This is a genomic window from Rhodopirellula maiorica SM1 (assembly GCF_000346295.1).
Taxonomy (GTDB): Bacteria; Planctomycetota; Planctomycetia; order Pirellulales; family Pirellulaceae; genus Novipirellula; species Novipirellula maiorica.
This window is the reverse complement of record NZ_ANOG01000679.1, coordinates 1-3,502: the sequence shown is the minus strand read 5'-3', so window position 1 is coordinate 3,502 and position 3,502 is coordinate 1. Positions and strand designations below refer to the sequence as shown.

3 protein-coding genes are annotated in these 3,502 nt (G+C 55.5%); 2 read left to right on the top strand and 1 reads right to left on the bottom strand.

Annotated features, from left to right (window positions below):
• Nucleotides 1–84: 84 nt before the first annotated feature.
• Entirely contained in the window at nt 85–1,101 is a 1,017-nt protein-coding gene (hemB, locus tag RMSM_RS21795) for a porphobilinogen synthase (RefSeq protein ID WP_008701387.1), read from the bottom strand.
• Nucleotides 1,102–1,464: 363 nt separating this feature from the next.
• On the opposite strand from hemB, the gene RMSM_RS21790 reads away from it, so the two are divergent.
• Both RMSM_RS21790 and RMSM_RS42910 read left to right on the top strand, forming a co-directional pair.
• Nucleotides 1,465–2,802, top strand: coding sequence for a ThuA domain-containing protein (locus tag RMSM_RS21790; RefSeq protein WP_236622252.1), 1,338 nt, complete (start codon nt 1,465–1,467; stop codon nt 2,800–2,802).
• The gene (locus RMSM_RS42910; protein WP_081614269.1) at nt 2,693–3,007 is read left to right on the top strand and encodes a 3-keto-disaccharide hydrolase; all 315 of its coding nucleotides are present in this window, start codon (nt 2,693–2,695) and stop codon (nt 3,005–3,007) included. Before RMSM_RS21790 ends, RMSM_RS42910 begins: the two co-directional genes overlap by 110 nt.
• Nucleotides 3,008–3,502 lie beyond the last annotated feature (495 nt).

The window sequence follows — 3,502 nt, the reverse complement described above, 5'->3', positions numbered from 1 at the left end:
TCCCATTGCCAAGCAAATTTCTTGCTGGCAGCGGTTTCAAGTTCGTCGAGGGTCGGAGCGTTCAATTCAGCGGTCATGATAGGGCTACTGCGATTGTGCGGCATGGAGAAGACGTGCCGCTTCGACGGCGAAATAGGTCAGCACGCCATCGGCACCGGCACGCTTGAACGCCAATAAACTTTCGAGAATCACCTTGTCGCGATCGAGCCAGCCGTGATTGGCGGCAGCTGAGAGCATCGCGTATTCGCCGCTGACTTGATAGGCGAACGTGGGAACACCAAAGGTCGATTTCACACGATAGACGATGTCCAGGTAGGGCATGCCTGGTTTGACCATCACTGTGTCGGCGCCTTCGGCCAAATCGAGTGCGACTTCATGCAGTGCCTCGTCGCTCTGTCCAGGCGATTGTTGGTAGGTGCTCTTGCTGGCTTTGCCAAGATTGCCCGACGATCCGACCGCGTCACGGAACGGGCCATAAAACGAGCTGGCGTACTTAGCGGCGTACGACATGATTTGCACGTTTGTCTTTCCCGCGTTTTCCAACGCACCGCGAATCGCTCCGATCCGGCCGTCCATCATGTCGCTTGGGGCGATGATGTCACAACCCGCGTCGGCTTGCACCAACGCTTGTTGGCACAAAACCTCGACCGTTTCGTCGTTGATCACGTACGAATCACGAACCAATCCGTCTTGGCCATGGCTGCTGTAGGGGTCCAACGCGACATCACAAATCACGCCGAGCGAATCGCCCGCTTCCTGTTTGATTTTGCGAACAGTGCGGCAAACAAGATTGTCGGGATTGACGGCTTCGGCAGCGTCGGGCGTTTTCAGTTCGCTAGGTGTCGCGGGGAAGATCGCGATCGCGGGGATGCCCAAGCTGCATGCCGTCTGGACGGCCTCGGCGATTTGGTCCTGTCCCAGCCGATCCACGCCCGGCAAGCTTTCAATCGGCTGCCGTCCCTCGCCATCGAAGACAAAGATGGGCCAAATTAAATCGTCCACGCTCAATTGGTTTTCGGCAACAAGTCGTCGAGACCAGTCATGGCGGCGGACGCGTCGCAATCGAGTGGAAGGGTAATTTCCGCGAGTAAAATGGCTCATTCGTACGAGGTGGGCTCGGTGAGGGACTTGGTTCATTTGAGAGCCCAGGATTCTCGTTTGGGCTGCAAGATTCACGTATCTTAGGCAACCCATGCCGATTCATGTACCCAGCGTCTGGTTGTGACCCACGGTGGGGCACTCGATTCGCCCTGGGAATCCCATCAATACGTCCACTTCGTGAGGTTTTCATTGCGGCTGCCTTTCAATCGGTGATTAGGCCGCTTGTTCTGGCCGCCAAGCGGGTGATGATGTTGATACAATGGGATTCCCAGTGCCGCTGTCGGTCCGATGGACCCACCGGCTCTAAAACGATCCCACTCACCGTCGCTTTTCCCGATTGAACCTCATTTGAATTTAATGCTGATGAAACTACGAAATCTCTCCTTGAAACGACTGGTTGCTTGTCTCGCATTGGTCGCCGGTTTTGCTTTGCAAACGTCCGCTGCGGACAACACCAACGTCCTGTCGGCATTGTTGATTGATGGGCAGAACAACCACAAATGGCAAGAAACCACGCCGCTGATCAAGCAGACGCTCGAAGCCTCGGGGCGATTCAAAGTCGACGTCGTCACGTCGCCGAAAAAAGGGGGCGATATGAGTACGTTCGCCCCCAAATTTTCGGACTATGACGTTGTTGTTTCCAATTACAACGGCCAACCGTGGAGCGAGTCGACCCAGCAGGCCTTTGAGGACTACGTCAACGGCGGAGGCGGTTTTTGTTCGGTCCACGCCGCCGACAACTCGTTCCCAAAATGGTCGGCCTACAATCGCATGATCGGGCTGGGCGGCTGGGGCGGTCGCAATGAGAGCGATGGTCCCTACGTTCGTTGGAAAGAAGACCTGCAAAAATTCACACGTGATAACTCGCCCGGATCGGGCGGAACCCACGGCCGACGTGTTCCCTTTGTCGTTGTCGTTCGCGATACCAAGCATCCGATCACCAAAGGATTGCCAGGTTCGTTCATGCAAACGGCGGACGAATTGTACGGAAAGCTGCGAGGACCCGCCGAGAATATGGAAGTGTTGGCGACCGGATTCAGCGCCAAAGAATCGGGCGGCACCGGCGAACATGAGCCGCTGTTGATGTGCATTCAATACGGCAAAGGACGTGTTTTTCACACGACCCTCGGGCATGACGTCAACGCCATGAAGGGGCTTGCGTTTCAAGTCACGCTGCAGCGCGGCACCGAATGGGCTGCGACCGGGGATGTGACCCTGCCTGCGGTCGATGCCGAAACGCTAACGGCGGACCAACCGGCCGTTCGTGATCCGGCCGCGAGCAGCGAGTCGGCCGCTGGCAACAATGTGTCGTGGGATACGATTCCCGATATCGATGGCCAAGGCTGGGTTTCGCTGTTCAGTGGCAATGACACCAAGGGCTGGACCCAAAAGAACGGCACCGCGACCTATCGCGTCGAAAATGGTGCCGTGGTCGGCAAAACATCCGAAGGAAGCCCGAATTCGTTCCTATGTACCGAGCAAACGTTCGGCGATTTCGAGCTGACATTCGAAGCAAATGTCGATACCGGTTTGAACAGCGGGGTACAGATTCGCTCGCTCAGCACCAAGGATTTCAAGAACGGACGGGTTCATGGTCCCCAGGTCGAAATCGAGGCGGCACCCGGCGAATCGGGCTATGTCTACAGCGAAGGGACCGGTCGTGGTTGGATCACCAAGGAACAACCAATCAAGGACGCCTAACAAAAACAACAGCTGGAACCGTTTCGTCGTTCGCGCAGTTGGCGATCGTATCCAAACTTGGGTCAATGGAACCAAAATCGCCGATTTTTCGGATGCAGAGTCGAGCAAGAAAGGCTTTTTCGGGCTGCAAGTGCACGGCATCGCCAAGGGCTCCGGGCCTTTCGAAGTCCGCTGGAAAGATATTCGGGTGCGAGAACTGAAGTAATCCGGCTTTTTTGACTAACCATGTCAAAAACACAGGAAATTACGGAATTTAGCTCAAGAAAATTGAGCTTGACGCCGACAAGGCGGTTTCGCACAATCCCCGGTCGCTCGTAATTGATGAGCGGTTTGCCAGTTGTTTTTTTGCTAGCAAACCGTTCAATTGCGTTGCAATGGATTGCATGATCGAAAATTGCCCGCTGCCAATCGACGAGGTTGGCGAAATTGGTGGTTTGCCTAGTTGGTGATCATCGAGATGGGTCGACCGATCGGATACGTTTCGCCAGCTTGAATCGGCGAGACACCCAGGGAAGGGGCTTCCGCACCGAAATTGTTTCGGGTTTGTCGTGGCTTTCTTTTGAGGTGTCTTGTCACCAAATTGGTTCCTTTTACGGGAGTTGTCGCTTGTCCCTTCCTGTGGACTTCGACCTGAAAGGCGAGTGCGCGCGAGCGTCGACATTGTCGATGTTGTCGGCCAGACGCTGGAGTTGCAGTCCGG